25 protein-coding genes are annotated in these 19,959 nt (G+C 58.9%); 5 read left to right on the top strand and 20 right to left on the bottom strand.

All coding sequences use genetic code 11. The features are described 5' to 3' along the window. Positions 1-5 precede the first annotated feature (5 nt). From ABN482_RS06250 to ABN482_RS06280, 7 genes are all read right to left on the bottom strand, one after another. Positions 6-1,280: a lytic murein transglycosylase gene (locus ABN482_RS06250; protein WP_349503179.1), complete on the bottom strand. Its 1,275-nt coding sequence runs from the start codon at positions 1,278-1,280 to the stop codon at positions 6-8. A gap of 12 nt (positions 1,281-1,292) precedes the next feature. Beyond that, the gene (gene def / locus ABN482_RS06255; RefSeq protein ID WP_349503180.1) at positions 1,293-1,814 is read right to left on the bottom strand and encodes a peptide deformylase; all 522 of its coding nucleotides are present in this window, start codon (positions 1,812-1,814) and stop codon (positions 1,293-1,295) included. A gap of 5 nt (positions 1,815-1,819) precedes the next feature. Beyond that, the gene (gene lon, locus ABN482_RS06260) at positions 1,820-4,276 is read right to left on the bottom strand and encodes an endopeptidase La (protein ID WP_502877248.1); all 2,457 of its coding nucleotides are present in this window, start codon (positions 4,274-4,276) and stop codon (positions 1,820-1,822) included. A 172-nt stretch (positions 4,277-4,448) separates the two neighbouring features. Beyond that, the gene (gene clpX / locus ABN482_RS06265) at positions 4,449-5,774 is read right to left on the bottom strand and encodes an ATP-dependent Clp protease ATP-binding subunit ClpX (protein WP_349503181.1); all 1,326 of its coding nucleotides are present in this window, start codon (positions 5,772-5,774) and stop codon (positions 4,449-4,451) included. A gap of 33 nt (positions 5,775-5,807) precedes the next feature. Further along, complete coding sequence (clpP, locus tag ABN482_RS06270; RefSeq protein WP_349503182.1) at positions 5,808-6,464, bottom strand: ATP-dependent Clp endopeptidase proteolytic subunit ClpP; 657 nt, start codon at positions 6,462-6,464, stop codon at positions 5,808-5,810. A gap of 2 nt (positions 6,465-6,466) precedes the next feature. After that, complete coding sequence (gene tig, locus ABN482_RS06275) at positions 6,467-7,777, bottom strand: trigger factor (RefSeq protein ID WP_349503183.1); 1,311 nt, start codon at positions 7,775-7,777, stop codon at positions 6,467-6,469. A 72-nt stretch (positions 7,778-7,849) separates the two neighbouring features. Beyond that, the gene (locus tag ABN482_RS06280; protein WP_349503184.1) at positions 7,850-8,908 is read right to left on the bottom strand and encodes an AI-2E family transporter; all 1,059 of its coding nucleotides are present in this window, start codon (positions 8,906-8,908) and stop codon (positions 7,850-7,852) included. A 156-nt stretch (positions 8,909-9,064) separates the two neighbouring features. On the opposite strand from ABN482_RS06280, the gene ABN482_RS06285 reads away from it, so the two are divergent. Beyond that, positions 9,065-9,238 carry a hypothetical protein gene (locus ABN482_RS06285; RefSeq protein WP_349503185.1) on the top strand — a complete coding sequence of 58 codons (174 nt, stop codon included), beginning with the start codon at positions 9,065-9,067 and terminating at the stop codon, positions 9,236-9,238. 103 nt (positions 9,239-9,341) lie between these two features. After that, positions 9,342-9,536, top strand: coding sequence for a putative motility protein (locus tag ABN482_RS06290; RefSeq protein ID WP_109060691.1), 195 nt, complete (start codon positions 9,342-9,344; stop codon positions 9,534-9,536). Positions 9,537-9,661: 125 nt separating this feature from the next. On the opposite strand, the gene ABN482_RS06295 is transcribed toward ABN482_RS06290, so the two are convergent. From ABN482_RS06295 to ABN482_RS06315, 5 genes are all read right to left on the bottom strand, one after another. Beyond that, positions 9,662-10,099, bottom strand: coding sequence for a GFA family protein (locus tag ABN482_RS06295; protein ID WP_349503186.1), 438 nt, complete (start codon positions 10,097-10,099; stop codon positions 9,662-9,664). Beyond that, positions 10,096-10,497, bottom strand: coding sequence for a DUF1090 domain-containing protein (locus tag ABN482_RS06300; RefSeq protein ID WP_349503187.1), 402 nt, complete (start codon positions 10,495-10,497; stop codon positions 10,096-10,098). The genes ABN482_RS06295 and ABN482_RS06300 overlap by 4 nt, the downstream gene beginning before the upstream one ends. A 125-nt stretch (positions 10,498-10,622) precedes the next feature. After that, positions 10,623-11,141, bottom strand: a complete 519-nt coding sequence (locus tag ABN482_RS06305) for a TIGR00645 family protein (protein WP_349503188.1) — start codon at positions 11,139-11,141, stop codon at positions 10,623-10,625. Positions 11,142-11,317: 176 nt separating this feature from the next. Beyond that, the gene (locus ABN482_RS06310; RefSeq protein WP_349503189.1) at positions 11,318-11,782 is read right to left on the bottom strand and encodes a S8 family serine peptidase; all 465 of its coding nucleotides are present in this window, start codon (positions 11,780-11,782) and stop codon (positions 11,318-11,320) included. 274 nt (positions 11,783-12,056) lie between these two features. Then, entirely contained in the window at positions 12,057-12,398 is a 342-nt protein-coding gene (locus ABN482_RS06315) for a hypothetical protein (protein WP_349503190.1), read from the bottom strand. Between the two features lie 199 nt (positions 12,399-12,597). Between ABN482_RS06315 and ABN482_RS16470 the strand changes: the two genes are divergently transcribed. Genes ABN482_RS16470 through ABN482_RS06325 form a run of 3 tightly spaced genes read left to right on the top strand, consistent with a single transcriptional unit; the run spans position 12,598 to position 13,573 of the window. Continuing rightward, positions 12,598-12,810 carry a helix-turn-helix domain-containing protein gene (locus ABN482_RS16470; RefSeq protein WP_502877249.1) on the top strand — a complete coding sequence of 71 codons (213 nt, stop codon included), beginning with the start codon at positions 12,598-12,600 and terminating at the stop codon, positions 12,808-12,810. 6 nt (positions 12,811-12,816) lie between these two features. Further along, positions 12,817-13,170, top strand: a complete 354-nt coding sequence (locus ABN482_RS06320) for a hypothetical protein (RefSeq protein WP_349503191.1) — start codon at positions 12,817-12,819, stop codon at positions 13,168-13,170. A gap of 13 nt (positions 13,171-13,183) precedes the next feature. After that, positions 13,184-13,573, top strand: a complete 390-nt coding sequence (locus ABN482_RS06325) for a hypothetical protein (protein ID WP_349503192.1) — start codon at positions 13,184-13,186, stop codon at positions 13,571-13,573. Between the two features lie 142 nt (positions 13,574-13,715). Here the strand turns inward: ABN482_RS06325 and ABN482_RS06330 are convergent, their stop codons facing one another. From ABN482_RS06330 to ABN482_RS06365, 8 genes are all read right to left on the bottom strand, one after another. Further along, a complete protein-coding gene (locus ABN482_RS06330) occupies positions 13,716-14,123 on the bottom strand; it encodes a hypothetical protein (RefSeq protein WP_349503193.1) in 408 nt (135 codons plus the stop codon). Then, positions 14,102-14,560 (bottom strand): lysozyme, encoded by a 459-nt coding sequence (locus ABN482_RS06335; protein ID WP_349503194.1) that lies wholly within the window; start codon positions 14,558-14,560, stop codon positions 14,102-14,104. The genes ABN482_RS06330 and ABN482_RS06335 overlap by 22 nt, the downstream gene beginning before the upstream one ends. Further along, positions 14,544-14,765: a hypothetical protein gene (locus ABN482_RS06340; RefSeq protein ID WP_146193397.1), complete on the bottom strand. Its 222-nt coding sequence runs from the start codon at positions 14,763-14,765 to the stop codon at positions 14,544-14,546. Before ABN482_RS06340 ends, ABN482_RS06335 begins: the two co-directional genes overlap by 17 nt. Before the next feature lie 79 nt (positions 14,766-14,844). Beyond that, on the bottom strand, positions 14,845-15,060 hold the full coding sequence (locus ABN482_RS06345) for a hypothetical protein (protein WP_349503195.1): 216 nt from the start codon (positions 15,058-15,060) through the stop codon (positions 14,845-14,847). Further along, on the bottom strand, positions 15,047-15,439 hold the full coding sequence (locus tag ABN482_RS06350; protein ID WP_349503196.1) for a hypothetical protein: 393 nt from the start codon (positions 15,437-15,439) through the stop codon (positions 15,047-15,049). Before ABN482_RS06350 ends, ABN482_RS06345 begins: the two co-directional genes overlap by 14 nt. Next, positions 15,436-16,341 carry a hypothetical protein gene (locus tag ABN482_RS06355; RefSeq protein WP_349503197.1) on the bottom strand — a complete coding sequence of 302 codons (906 nt, stop codon included), beginning with the start codon at positions 16,339-16,341 and terminating at the stop codon, positions 15,436-15,438. Before ABN482_RS06355 ends, ABN482_RS06350 begins: the two co-directional genes overlap by 4 nt. Next, positions 16,334-16,516 carry a hypothetical protein gene (locus tag ABN482_RS06360; RefSeq protein ID WP_349503198.1) on the bottom strand — a complete coding sequence of 61 codons (183 nt, stop codon included), beginning with the start codon at positions 16,514-16,516 and terminating at the stop codon, positions 16,334-16,336. Before ABN482_RS06360 ends, ABN482_RS06355 begins: the two co-directional genes overlap by 8 nt. 1,128 nt (positions 16,517-17,644) lie before the next feature. Beyond that, on the bottom strand, positions 17,645-19,959 hold a 2,315-nt coding region (locus ABN482_RS06365; protein WP_349503199.1), incomplete at its 5' end, for a host specificity factor TipJ family phage tail protein.

Here is a 19,959-nt window from a genome sequence, read left to right on the forward strand (position 1 = left end):
ATCCGTTATTGTGGCGCCAGCGCATTGTAAACGCGCCGCCCTGCGCGGCCATCTTCCGGCAATCCCAGACGTTGTTGTTCTGCACTGATGGCCTCGCGTGTCTTCAGGCCGGGAATACCGTCAGGGGTACCCACATCGTGGCCCCGGTCGAGCAGCCACTGCTGCAACTGACGGATCTCGGCACGCGACAGGCCGCCATCGTCGGTCGGCCAGTCGTGTACCAGCACCTGCTGGCCCTGCAGGCTGTTGGCCAGCAGGCTGACCGCCAGCGCATAGCGACGCGACTGGTTGTAGTGCAGGATGGAGTTGAAATTGCCCGTCGTCAGAAAGACCGGCCCATTGCGCCCGGCCGGCGCAAACAGATTGGCCGGCTCTGCGCCCAGCGTACTGGCCGAGATTTCACTTCCCGTATGCCAGGCGCTTTGCAGCAGATCGGCACCGGTTGCCTGCGTCACGCCCGCATCGCGCCATTGGGCCAGGGTGCGGAATTCCTTGTTCAGGACTTCGGCATCCGGACGCTCGGGCAAGGTCTGTGCCAGCGCAGCCGGCAGGCTCACCTCGATCACCGGTGGCACGTTGTGCGCCCAGCGTACACCCCGCTTGCGCAGATGACTGGCGCTGGAGGCCAGCGCATCGGCAAACGAATTGTAGAGATCGATATGGCCGTCACCATCGCCATCGGCTGCCAACTCATAGAACGAGGTCGGGATGAACTGAGTCATGCCGAATGCCCCGCTCCAGGAGCCGACAAAGCCCTCCTCGGGCACGATGCCATCGCGCAACAGACGGATGGAGGCATAGACGTTCTTTTTCCAGAGCGGATTGCGCTCGGTGCACGCCCGGGTCAGCCAGGCATCCAACACCTTGGTACGGCCCATCTGCCGACCATAATTGCTCTCGATACCGAAAATCGCCACCAGTGCAGCCGGATCGACGGCATAACGCTGGCCGATATCCTGCAGCGGCTGCGTCAGGTCGGGACGTTGCAGCACGGCACGGCCATCGGCGATACGCTCGTCATCGACCGTCTTGGCCAGATAATCCCACCAGGCTTCACGCCCTTCAGGCTGGCGGCGGGCCGAACTGACTGTCGAGGCCAGCAGCGTGGCCCCTTGCGTGTAGCGGTCGAAATCCGCCAGGGAAACGCCGTTGGCCACTGCCTGGGGCCGCAACTGCTGCAGGCAGGCAGCCGTATCCATGTCGTCGGCCAAGGCGGGGGCAGACGCCACCGCCAATACGGCGGGCAGCAGAGCCCGCACCATTCTGCTCATGCTGCGCATGGTAAGAATCCTTCAGTCGCGTCGGTCGGGAAAGAGTACGTCGGTAAAGCCGAAATGATCGAAATCGCGGATACGGGATGGATACAGGCGGCCAATCAGGTGATCGTGCTCATGCTGGATCACCCGTGCATGAAAACCATGTGCCTCACCTTCGATCACGCGCCCCTCGGCATCCCTGCCCTGGTAATGAATGTGCGCAAAGCGCGGCACCTTGCCGCGCAGGCCGGGAATGGAGAGGCATCCTTCCCAGTCTTCTTCGATGTCTTCTGACAGCGGCGTGATCACGGGGTTGCACAGCACCGACAGCGGCACCGCCGGCGCATCCGGATAACGCTCGCTGCCCTCGAAGCCATAGACCATCAGTTGCAGGCTGATACCGATCTGCGGTGCGGCCAGACCCACCCCGCCCGCCGAGCGCATGGTGTCGAACATATCGCGCACCAGCGCCCGCCAGTCGGGGCTGTCGAACACCTCGACCGGGCGAGCCTGCTGCAGCAGAACCGGCTCGCCCATCCTGACGATATCGCGGATCATGGCGCTCAGTGCTTGATCGCGTTGCCGGCTTCGCTGGAGGCGGCGCGCGCAGCTTCGGCAGCGGCAGCCACAGCAGCCGCCTCGGCCTCGTCGCTCAGGGGCTCGGGGACACGCTCGAGCGCCTGCTCCAGCACTTGGTCGATCCACTTGACCGGCACGATTTCCAGGCAATTCTTGACGTTGTCCGGAATCTCGGCCAGATCCTTGACGTTCTCTTCGGGGATCAGCACCTTCTTGATGCTGCCGCGATGGGCCGCCAGGAGCTTTTCCTTGAGTCCGCCGATGGCCAGCACTTCACCGCGCAACGTGATTTCACCCGTCATGGCCACATCGGCACGCACCGGGATACCCGACAGCGCCGACACGATGGCTGTGGTGATGGCGATACCGGCAGACGGGCCATCCTTGGGCGTGGCGCCTTCCGGAACGTGCACGTGCATGTCGCGCTTGTCGAACAGCGTGGAGGCCAGGCCCAGCCGCTTGGCGCGCGAACGCACCACGGTGCGGGCCGCTTCGACCGATTCCTTCATCACGTCACCGAGCGAGCCGGTACGCTGGATCACGCCCTTGCCAGGCATGTCGGCAACCTCGATGGTGAGCAGGTCGCCGCCGACTTCCGTCCAGGCCAGACCGGTAACCTGGCCAACCTGGTTTTCCTTTTCGGCCATACCGAAGGTGTAGCGACGCACGCCCAGGTACTTTTCGAGGTTCTCGGCCGATACGACTACGCGGGCCGCTGCCGGCTTGTCCTTGCCCTTGCTTTCTTCCTGCAGCAGGAGCAATTCCTTGACGACCTTGCGGCAGACCTTGCCGACTTCGCGTTCGAGCGCACGCACACCCGCCTCGCGAGTGTAGTACTGCACGATATCGCGCAGCGCGCTGTCCTCGATCGTCAGTTCGTCTTCACGCACGCCGTTGTTCTTCAGCAGCTTGGGCAGCAGGTGCTGGCGGGCGATATTGATCTTCTCATCTTCGGTATAACCCGACAGGCGGATGACTTCCATCCGGTCCAGCAATGCCGGCGGGATGTTGAGCGTATTGCTGGTCGCCACGAACATCACGTCGGACAGGTCGAAATCGACCTCGACATAATGATCCTGGAACGTGTGATTCTGTTCCGGATCCAGCACTTCGAGCAGCGCCGAAGCAGGATCGCCACGGAAATCCATGCCCAGCTTGTCGATCTCGTCGAGCAGGAACAGCGGATTGCGCACGCCGACCTTGCTCATGTTCTGCAGGATCTTGCCCGGCATGGAACCGATATAGGTACGACGATGGCCACGGATCTCGGCCTCGTCGCGCACGCCACCCAGGGCCATGCGCACGAACTTGCGATTGGTGGCCTTGGCAATCGACTGACCCAGCGAGGTCTTGCCCACGCCCGGAGGGCCGACCAGGCACAGAATGGGGGCCTTGACCTTGTCCACGCGCTGCTGCACGGCCAGGTATTCGGTAATGCGCTCCTTGACCTTTTCCAGACCATAATGGTCGGAGTCGAGGACAGTCTGGGCATTGCCGATGGAATTGTTGACCCGGCTCTTCTTGCGCCACGGCAGATCGATCAGCGTGTCGATGTAGTTGCGCACCACGGTAGCCTCGGCCGACATGGGCGACATCAGCTTGAGCTTCTTGAGCTCGGCATCGGCCTTCTTGCGGGCATCCTTGGGCATCTGCGCGGCGGCGATCTTTTTCTCGAGTTCCTCGAGATCGGCCCCCTCCTCACCTTCGCCCAGTTCCTTCTGGATGGCCTTGACCTGCTCGTTCAGATAGTAATCGCGCTGGCTCTTCTCCATCTGCTTCTTGACGCGACCACGAATGCGCTTTTCGACCTGCATGATGTCGATCTCGGTCTCGAGTTGCGACAGCAGGGCCTCAAGGCGTTCGGTCACCGGCACGATCTCGAGGATGGCCTGCTTGCGCTCGAGTTTGAGTGGCAGGTGCGCAGCAATGGTGTCGGCCAGGCGACCGGGCTCGTCGATGCCCGACAGCGAGGTCAGGACTTCAGCCGGGATCTTCTTGTTGAGCTTGACGTACTGATCGAACTGGGCAAGCACGGTCCGGCGCAGGGCCTCGATCTCGGCCTGAGGCTCGCTATCGACCTCGACCGGTTCGACCACGCAGCGGAAATAGTCTTCGGCATTGTCGATGCTGCGCACACGGGCACGCTGACTGCCTTCGACCAGGACCTTGACGGTGCCGTCGGGCAGCTTGAGCATCTGCAGGATGCTGGCGATGCAGCCGATTTCGTAGACATCCTCGGGAGTCGGATCATCCTTGGTGGCGGACTTCTGGGCGGCCAGCATGATGCTCTTGCCCGATTCCATGGCCGCCTCGAGTGCGCGGATGGAGCGCGGGCGTCCCACGAACAGCGGGATGACCATGTGCGGAAACACCACCACGTCGCGCAGCGGCAGCAGCGGCAAGGTGGTCAGTTCCGGAGTCTGGTTCTGGTTCGCTGACATAATGTGAATTCCTTGGTAAATCAGGCTGTCAAGAATACCTGAGGCCTGTGGCCGATGCCACTATAACCCTGTGCGGCATACAGCCATGGGTGGACGCATGTGAAGCATATGAGGGCGCCCGCATACAAATCAAGCCTGTCTTCACAAAAAAAGACAGGCTTGCTGGCATGCATCAGTCGGCAGTACCGCTTGGTCGAAGCGGTGCCGGATTGGCATCGCCATCAGGCGGCGGCTCCACCTGCGCGCCTGCTTCCTTGTAGACCAGCAACGGCTTGCAGGCCCCCGGCTCCTCGACGGCCTTGACCGTCAGCACGACCTTGTCCACATTCTGCAGAGACGGCAGCTCGTACATGACATCGAGCAATGCACCTTCCAGAATGGAACGCAGGCCGCGAGCACCGGTCTTGCGACGCAGCGCCTTGCGGGCGATGGCATTGAGCGCCTCGGGTTCGACGTCCAGCTCGACGCCTTCCATGTCGAACAGTTTCTGGAACTGCTTGACCAGGGCATTGCGCGGCTCGGTCAGGATCTTGACCAGCGCCGGCTCATCGAGTTCGGACAGCGTGGCCACGACCGGCAGGCGACCGACCAGCTCGGGAATCAGACCGAACTTGACCAGATCCTCGGGTTCGACTTCGGAGAAGAACTCGCCGGCCGAACGCTCCGACTTGGACTGGATGGCCGCACCGAAACCGATACCGGATTTTTCGGTACGGTTGCGAATCACCTTTTCGAGGCCATCGAAGGCACCGCCGACGATGAACAGGATATTGGTGGTATCGACCTGCACGAAATCCTGGTTGGGATGCTTGCGGCCACCTTGCGGCGGCACCGATGCCACTGTGCCTTCGATCAGTTTGAGCAGTGCCTGCTGCACGCCCTCACCCGACACGTCGCGGGTAATCGACGGGTTGTCTGATTTGCGCGTGATCTTGTCGATTTCGTCGATATAGATGATGGCGCGCTGCGCCTTGTCGAGATCATAGTTGCAGTTCTGCAGCAGCTTCTGCACGATGTTCTCGACGTCTTCACCCACATAGCCGGCCTCGGTCAGCGTAGTGGCATCAGCCATCACGAACGGCACGTCAAGCATGCGCGCCAGCGTCTGCGCCAGCAGGGTCTTGCCCGATCCGGTCGGACCGATCAACATGATGTTGCTCTTGGAGAGCTCGACATCATCACCCTTGGCATCGCGATGACGAATGCGCTTGTAGTGGTTGTAGACGGCTACCGCCAGCATGCGCTTGGGCGCATCCTGACCGATCACGTATTGGTCGAGGAACTGCTTGATCTCGACCGGTGCAGGCAGTTCCTTGCGGACGGCTTCCTGCACGCCCGCCTGGAGTTCTTCGCGCACGATATCGTTGCACAGCTCGATGCATTCGTCGCAGATGAAGACCGACGGCCCTGCGATCAGCTTGCGGACTTCATGCTGGCTCTTGTTGCAGAATGAACAATGCAGCGCCTTGCCGTCGGCCGATCCCTTCTTGTCTGACATATATCTGATGGTCTAGGTTGGACGAGTCGAAACTCAGTTTTCTGCTGATCGCGAGGTCAGGACCTTGTCGATCAGTCCATATTTGGCCGCGTCGTCGGACGACATGAAATTGTCGCGTTCCGTATCGAGCTCGATGCGCTCGATCGGCTGGCCGGTGTTGGCAGCCAGGATGCGATTCAGTCGCTCGCGCAGGTCCAGGATCTCGCGAGCCTGGATCTGGATGTCGCTGGCCTGCCCCTGGGCACCGCCCGAGGGCTGGTGGATCATGATGCGCGAGTTGGGCAGCGCAAAGCGCTTGCCCTTGGTGCCGGCCGACAACAGGAAGGCCCCCATGCTGGCCGCCAGGCCCGTGCACAGCGTGCTGACTTCGGGCTTGATGAACTGCATGGTGTCGTAGATCGCCATGCCGGCGTAGACCGAACCGCCCGGCGAATTGATATAGAGCGAAATGTCCTTGTCAGGGTTTTCCGATTCCAGGAACAGGAGCTGGGCCACCAGCAGGTTGGCCGAGTGGTCGTTGACCGGCCCGACCAGGAAGATCACCCGGTCCTTGAGCAGGCGCGAGTAGATGTCGAACGCGCGTTCCCCGCGGCCCGACTGCTCGATCACCATGGGGATATAACCCAGTCCCGTCGGCACCACGGCGCTGCCGCCGTGCATGCTCGCGTAGAAATCGGTAAAACGCTGCATGGTCAGTTGCTTCCCATCAGTTTTTCAAAGGGCACGTCTTCTTCGGTGACGTCAGCCTTGTTCAGCACGAAATCGACGACATTGTCCTCGAGGACGATGGCTTCGATCTCGGCGCGACGCTGGCGATCGGCCAGGTAGTAGGCCACGACCTGCTCGGGCTGCTCGTAGCTCTGTGCGAACTCTTCGATGCGGGCACGCACCTGCTCGGGCGAAGCCTTGAGGTTTTCGGCCTTGACCAGCTCGGACACCAGCAGGCCCAGGCGCACGCGACGCTCGGCTTCGGCAGCGAAGGCATCCTTGGGGATGTCGATGCTTTCGGCGTTGGGCAGGCCACGCTGCTTGAGTTCTTCACGGGCGGCAGCCACGCGATCCTGGGTTTCGCGATCGACCAGGGCACGCGGGATGTCGAACGTGGCGGCACCTGCCAGGGCGTCCATGACGCTGCCCTTGGTGCGCATCAGCGAGCGGGACTTGGCTTCGCGCTCGATGTTTTCGCGGATGTCGGCACGCAGCTTGTCGATGTCGCCATCGGCCTGGCCCAGTTGCTTGGCGAATTCGCTATCCAGTTCGGGCAGTTGCGCTTCGGCCACTTCCTTGACGGTGATGGTGAACTCGGCTTGCTTGCCGGCCACTTCAGCCGAACCGTAGTCGGCCGGGAAGTCGAGCGGGAACACCTTGCTTTCGCCAGCCTTGAGGCCGCGCACGGCGGTTTCGAACTCGGGCAGCATGCGGCCCTGGCCCAGCACGAACGGGAAGTCCTGTGCCTGGCCGCCTTCGAAGGCCACGCCGTCGATGGTGCCGGCGAAATCGAGAATCACGCGATCGCCATCCTGGGCAGCACGGTCGGCGCTGGTTTCGTAGCGGGCGCGCTGCTTGCGCAGGATCTCGACGGTGCGCTCGATCTCGGCATCACCCACGTTGCTGACCGTACGGGTCACCTTGAGGCCACCGATTTCGGGCACGATCACTTCGGGATAGACCTCGAAGGTGGCCACGAATGCCAGGGTGTCCTTGTCGTCACCGTCGGTCTTGGGCTCGAGGCTGGGCATGCCGGCCACGCGCAGCTTGGCGGCATCGACAGCGGCTTCGAAAGCCTGGCCGACCTTGCTGTTGATCACATCGTAGCGAATGCCGGGGGCATGACTGCGCTCGAGGATGCTCATGGGCACCTTGCCGGGGCGAAACCCAGGGGCCTTGGCCTTGCGCGCAGCGCGCTTCAGTTCAGCCTGAACTTCTTTTTCGATATCGGCCAGGGCAATCGACAGTTCGACACGGCGCTCGAGGCCGGAGAGAGTTTCAACCACGGGTTGCATGTAAAACCTATTCCGTTAGTGAGTAGATTGGAAGATCTGAGATGTGCAAACGAGTTATTCTACCGGAAAAAGTCACCGGGGCTCTTCCTCACGCCCGGAGAACAGGTCCCAGGCCGCAACAAAGAGCGCTGCGATGAGCGGCCCGATCACAAAGCCATTGATCCCGAAGAGGGTCATCCCGCCCAGCGTCGAGATCAGGATCATGTAATCAGGCAGGCGGGTATCCTTGCCGACCAGGATCGGACGCAGCACGTTGTCCACCATGCCGATCACCAGCGCACCGAAGAGCGCCAGCACGATGCCATCGAAATAGGCCCCCGTCAGCAGGAAATAGATGGCGACCGGTGCCCAGATCAAGGCGGCCCCCACTGCCGGCAGCAGCGACAGGAAACCCATGATCACCCCCCAGAGCAACGCCCCGTTGACGCCCAGCACCCAGAAGATCAGGCCGCCCAGGGCACCCTGCACCGCTGCCACTGCAACGTTGCCCTTGACGGTGGCGCGCACCACCGTGGTGAACTTGAGCAGCAGGTGCTGCTTCTGATGCTCATCCAGGGGAATGGCCTTGCGGATGCGGTCGGACAGCGCCACGCCATCGCGCAACAGGAAAAAGAGCAGGTACAGCATGATGCAGAAGCTGATGATGAAATCCACCGTGTTCTGCCCGACATTCAGTGCCTGGGTGGCCAGGAACTGGCTGGCACCGGTGATCAGTGCAGAGAACTTGGCCTGTAGCTCGGCAATGCCGTCTATCCCCAGCATGCCCAGCAGGCGATGCGCCGACGGCGGCAAGGCCGCGACGGCCTGCTCGAAATACAGGCCGAAATTGAGGTCGCCCGATTTGATCTGCTGATACAGATTGATGACTTCGTTGATCAGCGAAGCCGCAATGCCGCTCAGCGGCATGATGACCAGGAACAGCACCAGCAGCAGCGTCAGCAGCGCCGACAGCGTCGCCCGGCCATTGAGCTTCGCCATCAGCCAGCGATGCAGCGGCAGGAAGATCAAGGCCAGGATCACGCCCCAGAAAATGGCACCATAGAAAGGCAGCAGCAGCCAGACAAAAGCCAGCGACACCAGAATCAGCAGCCCGATGAAGACGCGTTGCTGCCCTTGCTTGGGGTTGGTCATGAATGAGGTTCCGCCACAGAAAGAATCATGGCCTGCGAAATGCAAGCCAGCGGCCGTCATGTTACCTGAGAGTGGGATGGCACTTTGCACTCCTTGACTCGCCAGGATGTAAGGAGACTCCATACAATATGTCATATATTTTGACGGGAACACATCATGCACGCCTATCGCAATCGCACAGACTCTGCCCTGGCCACATCGTCTTCCAAGGACCCGCATGCTGCATCCGCCCATCTGATTGCCTCGCTGGAAAAAGAGCTGATCCGCTATATGCAGCAACGCTACGGCCAGCAGCAGGACAACAGTCCGACCAGCCAGATCCGGCAATAATCCGATACAACACTCTGGCTGATGGCTGCAACGCTGCCTTGCATCCCCTCGCGGTGGCGCATAGAATGAGCGGGTAGCAGAACCGACCCATGAGGAGCCGTACATGAGCATGTCGATCGATTCAACTGTCAACGCCGCACAGACTCTCAACGCCGCCAGCACACAGCAGGAAGTTCAAACGCTGATGCTGCGCAAAACCCTGGACCTGCAAACGCAGATCGTCACGGACATCATGAAGTCCATGCCCTCTCTGGCCACCGAAGGCAGTCTGGGGCGCAACGTCAACACCTACGTCTGACCTGACGCAAAAAGTGCGGCCTGTTGGTCGCATGTCTGCAGATAGAACACGACACAAGAATGGCCCGGCTTTTGCCGGGCCATTTTCTTGGTCAATTGCCATGCAACTCCCGCTGCTATTCGCCGCTATTTCGCGAACAGGGCGACCACTTGCTCACCTGTCATCTCCAGGGTCTTGTTGGCAAAGGCATAGTTATCAGGCCTGTCATCGACGAACACCTGCAATTCGAACGGCCAGGTGGCACTGTCATCAAACAGTCCCGGCGATACCGAATACCAGTTGCCATTGAGCAGGCGGTAGAACAGATGGCTGCCACAGCGATTGCAAAATCCCCGCTCGGCCCACGCCGAAGAGGCATAGAGGGTGATGTGCTCCTCGCCCTCCAGGACCGGCGCGCCATGACTGTCAACCGACAGCAGCGGGCCACCACCCCAGCGGCGGCACATGCTGCAATGGCATGCGCTCAGGGTAGGCCGTTCAATATCCAGTGTCAGCTTGACGGCACCACACAGGCAATGTCCGTGGTGACGATGCAACGCGATCATGGGAGTGGCACTTGTCATGGCTTGGCTGCAATCCCCTGGAGGTATTGCAGCTCACCCTCCAGATCACCCAGTTCGGCCCGTTCTTCCTCAAGCTTGCGCTCGATTCGCGCCACCTTGTCCTGGCGGCCCTCGGCCCGCTTTTCGGCCAGGTCTTCCTCAAGCTCACGAATATCTTCGCGCTGGTCATCGATATCTTCCTGAATATCGCGGATCAGGCCTGCATCGGTGCAATTGGCTCGCAGATTGGCCAGCGCCCGTTCAAGGCCACGCTGGCGATGCTCATTGCCATTCTGGCGCGCATGGGCAATCTGGGCTTCGACTTCGGCAGCCTTCATATCGCAGGCGGGATTGGCCGCCTGGACCACGCCTGCCGTCATGGCCAGCCCAGCAAAAAGAAAAAATCGGGTTCCGATCATTGCGTCTGCTCCTGTCGTGTGAAATCTGCGGACGGGGCATCCGCAGCAACCGAGACCTACCGGGCCTCGGCCATCGTCGCCAGTGTAGGGCAAGCCGCCGTGCGTGTATCTGGGATTTGTCCCAATCAGAGTTTTGCGCCCTGCTCGGCCTTGTCCTTGGACATGAGACGCTCGAGAAAGCCCAGCATCACGGCCGACACCACGAAAGTCAGGTGAATCAGCGTGTACCACATCAGCTTGACGTTATCGTACTGGTTGGCATTGAGGAAAATCTGCAGCAGGTGAATCGAGGAAATCGCCACGATCGACGACGCCACCTTGATCTTCAGGCTGCCGGCATCCAGCTTGCCGAGAAAGGATACGTCGGCATTGGTATTGTCGAAGCGGCTGACGAAATTTTCGTAGCCCGAGATCATGACCATGACAATCAGGCTGGCCACCAGTGCCGCATCGATCAACCCCAGCATGGCCAGGATCATGTCAGCTTCGTCGTAGCTGAATACATTCTGCGCCACCTTGACGAACTTGAGGGCAAACGAGAAGGCATAGAGCGCCAGCGCCGCCACCAGGCCAATGTAGAACGCCACCAGCAGCCAGCGGCTGGACAGGATGATGCGTTCGATGAGGATTTCGAGAGATTTCATGGATATGCCGTATTGAAGAGACATACGGCCGCAGGCAGGACGGGTACGTTTTGCAGCCGCATGGAAAAGCGGGGCGCAATCATACAATGCGAACGTGGCGCTGTCATTTCACGCCGGTTGCGCCTGCCGCGAGCGTTGCCAGGCAGGCTGAGCGCCCCCTTGCCCTATGACATCGCTCAGGACGCCGGGCCAGCCGGTACAGGCTGCACTTGCATCACCTGATCGCGCTCGACGGACAGCACACCTGGCAATTGCCGGAAATGCGCCATGGCCTGATCCACATCCTGTCCCTCCGGCATGCGTAACGCAATCGCCTTGACGACGTTCAGTTGATAAAGCACTTCGGCACCGTACTGTTCTGCCGCAGCCAGCACTTGCTGAGCGCTGTCCTGCCGGGTGCCGTCGTACATGATGATCAGCGTGCGCTCGGCATGCGCCCGAATATCCGGACCCGACTCACGGCAGGCCTGCCGCAGTCTTTCCATTGCAGCAGGCGGCATCGGTGCCGTCATCATGTTGCGATAGTGGATGCATTCAGGCGTTTCGGCGCGTTCGCCGAGGGTTTCGGGAGGATGGATCTGAGCGCAGGCACTGAGTACCAAAGCGCATCCGGCGAACAAGGCGATTTGAATGATACGCACTGCCATCCCCCCATAGACTATTACCGGCCTCTTGAAGCACCTCTCCCGACGGGCTTCCGATCATGAGCTGCGCTTGCTCTTTTGATGCCTTCGTTGGCTGGCCGGGCAGGCCACCCTGCCGCGCCATTCAAAGCAGACTCAGCGGGTTGAGGCCGGGCCTTTTTGGGTGCTTTACCTTTCTTGTCCATAACGACCTCCATTGGTCAATGGGCAGTCTCAGCAAAACGCCGTGACCACGGCACAGCATAGGCCACATCCGGCAAAATAGCCCGACTTATTTCCAGGGCGCGCACCAGAACAGGCCTTCCACACCAGGCGTATAATTTAAGTCATTGATTTTATTGAGATTAAATGGTGCGAGGGAGGGGACTCGAACCCCTATAAAAACCAGCAACCACAAGGGCTGAATCATACATTGTTGGCGAAATGTTGTCTTTGCCTTTTCCTGCCCGCCTCTGTGCGGGCTTTTTTTGCGTCGGCGTATTGCAGGCCAGAGCCCGGCATGCTCGGATGCAATCTTTGGATTGCACATCATGGATCGCATCACAGAGCAAGACCAAACCCTCGATAGCCCCGCCCATGCAGCCTGGCTTGCTGCAGCGATGAAATCAGACATGCCGACTGCTGATCTGCACGCCATCTGCGTCGCCAGGCTACGCCTGCTTGGCGCTGCTGCAATTGCGAATGAGGTATCTGGTGGCCAAGCCCCTCCTGAACTGGTCACAGAAATGCTGCGCCAGATACGATCAGTTGCCGACCGCCCTTCTCCCCCCAACCTATACTGGCCCGCCGAATAACTAGACCTGGAGGCATCCGTGAGGTTCGGAGAGTGGTTGAAACAAGAACGTCAACGCCAACACCTCACGGGTGCTGCTCTTGCACGCAAAGCTGGTCTGTCACAATCCTATATCTCAGCGCTGGAAAATGGAACACGTTCAAGCCCGACTCTATACGCAGCAATCAAACTTGCTGATGGAATAGGAATACCACTCTGGGTTGCGCTGAAACATAATAAAATAAATCGATAACCCTCTATGCATTCCTTAATAAAAAATATAAAATATCATTTTTTAAAATCAAAAAAAGGGGTGAAAATGCCGCGCAATTCTTTTTATCAAAAAATAAACGCAGCCATTGAAGAGTCGATTAACCTAGGCTACAACCCAATCGCAATAAGGACAATGCTTTCGTCTAGCGATGCCGTTTCAGTGGCAAAAAAACTGGTAACCAGCGGAGAGATACAATCAGGACTAAAACACTGGGCCAGAAAAGGCAGGATAGACCTTACCATGGAAGGAATAATGCTATTGCCAGAATTTTCTAGCTTATTTAGCCAAGCAGAACTAAACGCCGCGCTATGGCGCATAAGGCAAGCTAAACAACCATAACGCCAAAAAAATCATGAACCGTCAACTCTACAGCGGCCTCATACACACTTGGTACATCGATGAGTCTGGCTCAAGGAATGAGTGGACGTATATTGTCCACAAGTGCATTCTCCACAGTGACATAATTATTATTGAGTTCACAGGCAGCAAAGATGGGTACAAATTTTCCGGGGGAATGCATGCCAAAAGAGACAAGCCCGGTGTGTATCTTGGTAACGGAGGCTATCTTGATGACGTGCCGCGTCAAGATCAATTTGACCGCCTGATATTTGTAGAAATCACAGCAGAAAAAATTGATACCGACTTGGTTATTGAGGGCTATTGGAGACAGGACAACCAAGATGGAAAAGGATCTTTTGATTACCAAATGGAAGGCAGCCTTAGCCTTTCCCATCCATCATAGTCGCCCGAGACGCTATTCCCTCGATACAGGCAACACTTTCGCTATCTCCCTGTGCCGGGCAGCACACACTCCATACGCCACAAGCACCTGATCCTGCACCCAGGCCTGCCATGCGTCGTAGTCATCAGGATCTTGTGGCGGGTCAGTGATCTGCGGGCATGGCTGCGCCAGGCTGCTGTCCAGCGGCGGCACGATTCGCGGCACGTACTGCGTCGGTGAGGCTGCGCACCCGGACAGGATCAGGGCGGCAGCCGTCAGGCAAAGGCGGTGCATTTTTCAGCGCTCCAGTGAGTTTGTTGATTTCTGCTGTCAGTGACGGCCCGACAGCGGCGGCACGCCGACCAGCGGCAGCCACAGTGTCGATATCGGCCAGCAGTTGATCCAGAGATGCCCGAGCCGTGTTTGCTTGTGCCTGCGCTTGATCACGTTCGATCAGCGCAATTCGCTCACCGTAGCGCCAGCCCTGGGCTGTCCAGGCAGCGCCAGCGGCAAGCAATGCGACAGCCCCGTATCGCAGCCACGCGGGTATCACGACAGATCCGATAGACATAGCTGCATCTCCGCGTTGCGCCTGCGCTCCAGGCCTAGCAGCTTTTTGCCGCCCGCATATGACCAGCGCGGCAGCTCCCGGCATGCACCCTCGATGTCGCCTGCACGCAGCTTACGCAGCAGCGTTGATCGCTGGTATGCCCCTGCTCCCACGTTGTAGATGAAGCTCGCCAGCGCAACCCTGGTGCCGTCTGGCAGCGTATCCGCGACGGACGCATCCACGACTGCCAGCGCCTGGCTGACCTCCTGCCGCGTCAGATCGTCGCACTGCGCCGGCGTGGCCACGTCACCCAGCTTGACGCCATGTGTGTAGCCCTCGCAGATCGTCGGAATGCCCACCGGATCGACGTATGCAACAAGCGACCGCCCTTCCCATGTCGCAACCAGAGCGACTGCTGCGGCCATGACGCCGCCTGCCACCTTAGTTTTCAGGTCCATCTTTCCACCTCTTCAGTTTTTCCCACTGACGCACCAGGCACGCACGGATACGCGCCACCGCCGCAGCAAAGTCCGGCACCTTGATCGTGATCAGCACGATCACGTAAATCGCCCACAAGATCAGCACGACCTCCTGCAGCGTCCACCCGTAGATGAGCGCTGCAGAACCCGTTGCCAGCGGTGCGTGGATCGCATCGTCCTGCATGATTGATGTCCTTCGGGGCATGGCTGCCTCCAAATAGAAAAGCCCCCGAAGGGGCGTAAAAAAACCGGCTCTGGGCCGGTCAGTCGATGTCGATCACGCGATCTCGCGCAGCTTGGCGCTCTGTCGCGATATCGGGCGGTACCTCCTGCCCTGTCTCGCGCCAGCGTGTCACATACCAGTCTGTCGATGCGAGGTAGGCGCGGGCCTCGGCATTGATGCGCTGCTGCTCAATGCGTGCGGACTCCGCTGCTTTCTGCTCTGCGGTACGCAGTCCGGACAGATCAATCTTGCTCACGGGGTTCCTCCTGTTCAGATTCGGGAATGTCCGGCGCTGGCGGTGGCCAGGCGGTTTCAGGCAGCGGTACCGGACCGTCTGCCGGGTCGATTATCGGCTGCGGGAAACGCGCCTCCTGTGGCGCGAGGTTGCCTTCGGCATGTGGCAGTACGAGCGAGATACGCAGCTTGCCCGCGTCGTCGCGCTCAATGTCGCCAGCTATAAAGGGGCATCCCGTTGCGGCTTGACCGTCCGGGAGCGTCGCACCGTTGGGGATGACCGAGAAGTCGAAGGCCTGCCCGTTGATGACGAGAGTTTGCCCCTGGCGATCAAGATGTAGCGCGGGCAGCGGGTTGGCCTCATCAATAGACTGACCACGGGGGGTAAGTGTGAGGATCATTTGTATCGTCCAGTAGCTGACACTAGGATCGGCATTTCGACGTTGTGAGAGGTAATGCTCCACCGTCGAAAATTCGCAGAAGTTGTGGTCTGACCCGTCCCGTTCGCCCATCCGTTGATCGTTCCAGAAACGGCGCTAGTCGCAGGGGCGGCAATAAAAGATTGGGGGAAATCCCAAGTTTGGTTAAGCGATGCAAAGAGTGCTCCCTGCGCCGTAGTTGCTACGACCGCAGGCAATACTGAAAAGCAAATCTGCAAGCCATTCGGAAATCGGTAGGACACCCCGTTTGCGTTTCCAGTGACGGTGCAGTTAGCTGTATGGAAAAGCTCATACGGGTCCGCCCATACCCCGCCGATTTTCTGGCGAATCATTGCAATTTTTTGAGCCAGAACAATTCCGAGTTGTGCTTCGTAGTCATTAAAACCGCCAAAATTAACAACGTTGGCAGAAGCCCCGAACGGGGAATTGGCATTTGCGGGAATACCAAAAAAACCGGCTACAGCAGAAATGGTATCAAAGTTTGCGCCAGGGATCACTGCAGCCCGCCCACCAATCCCGAAGTCGCCTACCCTGATCACTCGTCCCGCCGTAGTATCCGTCACGCTCGTTGTCAGATTAGCAAACGCAGCCGTACCCAATGCCTGCAATGCAGGCATAATCGCAACCCAATCCGTATTCGCAGCGTTGCGGCGACGGATCATAGCTGGACTGACAGACGTATCAAGCCATTGCATGTACGCAACCGGATTGGGCGGTGCAGATGCGCCAACGTGCTCAACTACGCTACGCAGGGCATCCAACGCATCGTTGTACTTCGTAAATGCAGCCCTCGGCGATTCGCCGACACGCCCGCCCGGCTGTGGGGTGTTTAGATCCACTTTGTACAGATCAAGATCAGCCATTGGCCTGCTCCTGCGGTTGCTGCTGCTCTTGGCGCAAGCGCTCAAGATCACGCAACGGCGGTTCGATAATCGACCCAATCTTCACTGACAATCCGATGATCAAATCTTCGGTCAGCCGGTTGCCGACATTGCGGCTCAGCAGTTGGGTGATTTCATTTTTGATTTGCTGCGACATAATTTCTCCAGGCATAAAAAATCCCGCTCAAGGCGGGAAGATGATTTTCACAAGCCGGTCACATCGGCGACCAAAACACTCGCTTGATTAGACAGCCGTGTAGGCGTAGGACCCTGCCCATACCACTCATCAACCGGGCTGGGCTGCTGAGTGCAGCCCCAGTAGGCGCGAGCGCCCTCATAGGCTGTGGCCTCGGTATAAGACGCGAGCGTACCCTTGAATAGTCGCGTCTCACCTATCTGGTACCCATTGCTCGTTGCGGTAAATGTCTCCATGTACGCCCACCAACGACCCCATGTGTATGAGTTGTTTTCCGAAACAAAAACCTCTCGAAGCATGCATGAGTTTGGCGCATAAGCCAGTACCCGCCCGGCAGAGTCCGGCACTACAACACTGGCAACAGGGGTCCCAAATGCCCGCTGGTAGGTATCCTCCGGATGCCACGCTCCAGGTTTTGGAATCCGCCCACGGGAATATGTACTGAGAGAATGAATCTTCAAGGGGCGCTCGAAAGATCCGTATAGCAGCCCCCCGCCCGGCCCAAACACTTGAAGTCCGTAGTTCTGAGAGTTTGGGTTGGTTTTATTCGCAAAAACCCAGTACTGGAATGATCCCTTGCACAAATACGTGTAGGCCCCTCCACCGCTATCAACCAATCCCATGAGATGCCCGGCGGAAGGCCGAACAAAAACAACAGGATAAGACGGCGATTGAAAAGTCACAGAGTCCGTTGCCGTCCCTTTCAGCAAAAAAACCATGTTCGGGGTAGCCCCGTCGATCAGCCAGTAGTTACCATCGTTTAGCGACTCAAATCCGGCAGGCATCAGTAGCATCCATAAAAAATATTGAGTCGATAATTGGCCAGGGAGGCGCGTCCTATATTAAGCACATCCCAAGACATAACGCCGCCCTGAAACCCAACTGTCGAAGAGGGAGGGAAGCTGCCTTCCGGGTACGACCCTGCAAATGTCGGCATCATGTACGAAAAAAAACGGCTAAACGGTGGCAAAGAGACGGCCATACTCCCGCTCGATGTCACGGAGATATTCCCAAGCACACGCAAAACCGTATTTGACGTATCAAGGATAGGGTTGCCCTGCGCATCAAAAACCTGCAATCCTTGCGCCATCACCAAATCCCCAGCCGCACACGCAACACATTGTTTGGATCAAATACCTGAATCAGTTGATTGCTCATCGTCAAGCGACCTCCTCCTGCGACAGGCCCGTTGAACTCGATAGCCCCTCCCTTTGCGAGCCGCCATCCGCGCTGACCGGGGATGTAGTCTGTCGATTGAACGTCATCACCGACTTTCAAGAACGAGACGGTGCCGTTGCCAATAATTGCAGCATTCAAAACGGCAGTCTGTTGGACGGTATCGAAGATAAACGGATAGACCAGCGGCCCCTCTGCCGTTGCTGCGAGTGCGATCAGATCAGCAGCAAGAATGATCTCGCTGCGCACCGTGCCATCTGCGTTGATCGCAGCTCCCATTGCCGAACCCACCCATGCAACCCGGCCATCGGCAGCACGAACCTGTGCCTTCATCTGGTAAGTCGCACGCAGAGCGCCATCAAGTTCGGCAACCGTCTCTATCGACTCTTGCACGACAGCCTCAAGCGGCCCGACCTGCGCTGCCAGGGTCGTCACCTGATTGGCCAGCGCTGATGTCTCGCTCGCCTGGACAATCTGCACCTCGCGGATTACAGCAAGCGAGTCATCGACTTGCGCAATCAAGCTCGTCGTGCGTTTGGCCTGGTAGTAGTCACCCTCGTTGGTCGCACTCGTCGTCGTGACTGTTCCGACAAACACACCCTGCTCATCGTCGTCACCGGCATACCATTTTTCATCAAGCACATCGTCGCCAGTCAGGTCGCCAACGATCTCCTCAGCAATCCCTTCTGCCGCTTTCTCGGCGATCTGCTCAGCAAGACCTGGAGCGAGAGATCCCTCATTGATCTTGCCAGACAGGTATTCGAGCAATGCGGTGGCATCAGTCGAGGATGTACCCGACACGCCGGGCCCCGTCACGTCCGGATACCACGGACCAGCCTGATCCGCTTCATCCCTAATCCGCGCCCAGAACCACATCTGCGTACCATACCCAAGTCCGTACAGGGTGTGCGACCGCTGAGTAGGCCTGAACTCGCCCAGCAGCGATGCATTCAGGAAGTCGTCATCAGTCGAATACCATATCTCCACAGATCGAATCCAGGGTGCAGCAGGCAGCGTCCAGTCCAAGCGAATCGCCATGATTTCCGGTGAGGCTGTCAGCGACTCCAGCGCAGGCGGCGGCACCATCGTGGCAGACACAATGCCCTGCCATGTTGCCCACGGCCCCTGCATCGTTCCGATTCCACGGGCCTGGACGCGCCACACGCCTGCCTGCAGCGTGCTGGTGATCGTCGAGGACAAGTGCGTACCCAGGTCAATCCAGGTTGCGCCAGCGTCCTCGCTGGCCCGAAACTCATAGCGGTCGGCACCTCGTGCCGGCGTGGCAGACACGACCTGCTGGCCAGGCACTGCGGCTGCATATACAGTCACGCTGTCCACAACCGGCGCGTTCGGATTCGACGGCAGCAGCGATGGCGGCGTGGGTGGTGGCACCACCCCGCCGTGTTCTGCAGAATGCACCGATGGCGCATAGTTCACGAACTCGATAGCGACATGACCTTCTTCGTCCGGCGTGGCCGCCACCACCTGCGCCAGCAACGCACGGCGCTCACCAGGCCCGAACTGATACAGGGTGAATTCCTCGCCCTGGCCATCCGAAACAAACACTGAATGACCGTCGATGGCGTCTTCGATCACCATTTCCCGATCATGGCCACCAGCGACAACCCGGTACGGACCATCCGGCGAACCATCACGCTTGCGCAAGTTGATGTAGTGATTCTCGCCAGCCCACCACTCCAGCGGCTCGGACGTGACAAGGGTCTTGGTATCCGGATCGTAGGATTCAATGAACCCCGACAGGCCCCATTTGGGCACATCGTGGCTGATCTCGACCAGATCTGCATAGCGCGGGATCATGCCTTCCAACTCAGTCTGAAACGACACAAACCGGCGCTGATCCCGGTTCTGCGCAGCCAGAGAAATACCTTCACGCCACGCCTGTTCCCGATTCGTCACGCCAGGCAGTTGCAGCCGGAAAGGCCTCATCTTCAAGCTATCCGGCAGTGCGCACAGCACCTCATCTGGCTGCCACGTTTCCTCGTTGACGAACTCCACGATGACGTGATCCGGGCTGTCGTGCGGCGGAAAGGCGTAGTCAATCGAAAACGTAGACGTGACAATGTTCCCCGGCGTGTACATCTGGGTTTTGACTGACTTCGGCTCGTTGCGGATGAAGTCGATCACGCCCGCGTAATACATCGGCATGGCACGGCCTACACGCGCAATCCGGGTCAACGCATCCCACAGCGTCGTAGCCGTGTCGAATA

Source organism: Corticimicrobacter sp. (assembly GCF_040137905.1).
GTDB lineage: Bacteria > Pseudomonadota > Gammaproteobacteria > Burkholderiales > Burkholderiaceae_B > Corticimicrobacter.

Coding starts and splice junctions, on each gene's coding strand:
- ABN482_RS06250 (WP_349503179.1), bottom strand. CDS start 1,280: ATGCGCAGCATGAGCAGAATGGTGCGGGCTCTGCTGCCCGCCGTATTG.
- def (WP_349503180.1), bottom strand. CDS start 1,814: ATGATCCGCGATATCGTCAGGATGGGCGAGCCGGTTCTGCTGCAGCAG.
- lon (WP_502877248.1), bottom strand. CDS start 4,276: ATGTCAGCGAACCAGAACCAGACTCCGGAACTGACCACCTTGCCGCTG.
- clpX (WP_349503181.1), bottom strand. CDS start 5,774: ATGTCAGACAAGAAGGGATCGGCCGACGGCAAGGCGCTGCATTGTTCA.
- clpP (WP_349503182.1), bottom strand. CDS start 6,464: ATGCAGCGTTTTACCGATTTCTACGCGAGCATGCACGGCGGCAGCGCC.
- tig (WP_349503183.1), bottom strand. CDS start 7,777: ATGCAACCCGTGGTTGAAACTCTCTCCGGCCTCGAGCGCCGTGTCGAA.
- ABN482_RS06280 (WP_349503184.1), bottom strand. CDS start 8,908: ATGACCAACCCCAAGCAAGGGCAGCAACGCGTCTTCATCGGGCTGCTG.
- ABN482_RS06285 (WP_349503185.1), top strand. CDS start 9,065: ATGCACGCCTATCGCAATCGCACAGACTCTGCCCTGGCCACATCGTCT.
- ABN482_RS06290 (WP_109060691.1), top strand. CDS start 9,342: ATGAGCATGTCGATCGATTCAACTGTCAACGCCGCACAGACTCTCAAC.
- ABN482_RS06295 (WP_349503186.1), bottom strand. CDS start 10,099: ATGACAAGTGCCACTCCCATGATCGCGTTGCATCGTCACCACGGACAT.
- ABN482_RS06300 (WP_349503187.1), bottom strand. CDS start 10,497: ATGATCGGAACCCGATTTTTTCTTTTTGCTGGGCTGGCCATGACGGCA.
- ABN482_RS06305 (WP_349503188.1), bottom strand. CDS start 11,141: ATGAAATCTCTCGAAATCCTCATCGAACGCATCATCCTGTCCAGCCGC.
- ABN482_RS06315 (WP_349503190.1), bottom strand. CDS start 12,398: ATGTCTGATTTCATCGCTGCAGCAAGCCAGGCTGCATGGGCGGGGCTA.
- ABN482_RS06320 (WP_349503191.1), top strand. CDS start 12,817: ATGCATTCCTTAATAAAAAATATAAAATATCATTTTTTAAAATCAAAA.
- ABN482_RS06325 (WP_349503192.1), top strand. CDS start 13,184: ATGAACCGTCAACTCTACAGCGGCCTCATACACACTTGGTACATCGAT.
- ABN482_RS06330 (WP_349503193.1), bottom strand. CDS start 14,123: ATGTCTATCGGATCTGTCGTGATACCCGCGTGGCTGCGATACGGGGCT.
- ABN482_RS06335 (WP_349503194.1), bottom strand. CDS start 14,560: ATGGACCTGAAAACTAAGGTGGCAGGCGGCGTCATGGCCGCAGCAGTC.
- ABN482_RS06340 (WP_146193397.1), bottom strand. CDS start 14,765: ATGCAGGACGATGCGATCCACGCACCGCTGGCAACGGGTTCTGCAGCG.
- ABN482_RS06350 (WP_349503196.1), bottom strand. CDS start 15,439: ATGATCCTCACACTTACCCCCCGTGGTCAGTCTATTGATGAGGCCAAC.
- ABN482_RS06355 (WP_349503197.1), bottom strand. CDS start 16,341: ATGGCTGATCTTGATCTGTACAAAGTGGATCTAAACACCCCACAGCCG.
- ABN482_RS06360 (WP_349503198.1), bottom strand. CDS start 16,516: ATGTCGCAGCAAATCAAAAATGAAATCACCCAACTGCTGAGCCGCAAT.